This window comes from Dysgonomonas mossii (genome assembly GCF_004569505.1).
Classification (GTDB): Bacteria; Bacteroidota; Bacteroidia; order Bacteroidales; family Dysgonomonadaceae; genus Dysgonomonas.
The window spans coordinates 1-403 of the sequence record NZ_SPPK01000111.1; the positions used below are offsets into that span (position 1 = coordinate 1).

The 403-nt window shown below is 36.2% G+C and carries 1 protein-coding gene; it reads right to left on the reverse strand.

Annotation, left to right across the window (positions count from 1 at the left end):
• On the reverse strand, positions 1-403 hold a 403-nt coding region (locus E4T88_RS17670), incomplete at both ends, for a cytosine permease (RefSeq protein WP_185146766.1).

Sequence of the window (403 nt, forward strand, 5' to 3'; positions counted from 1 at the left end):
CATTAGTTGAAATCGTTGTTAATAATAATACGCCTAATGCAACCAACACAGCCCAGAAGTTATCCCATTGATTGATAATCGTTAAAATGTTCCATTCTTGATGTCCAATATAAATTGAACCACCTATGATAATCGAAACACTCGCTACAGCAAATAATGTTTGAGCTACAAAAATACCTGCTGTTTGTCCGATAATTTGTGATTTTGTAGATTTAGCATTTTGTGTAAAGTCTGCCACACTTGATCCGGGTCCAGCCCAAACGCCAAGTAATGAGTTAAATATGAGGAAGAATGCCAACAATGAAGGATATAATAATCCACTGTTTGACGATAATTCATAATTAACAATATTACCGAATCCGCCGGCAGTATAAATGCCCCAAATCGTCATACCACCAAATAC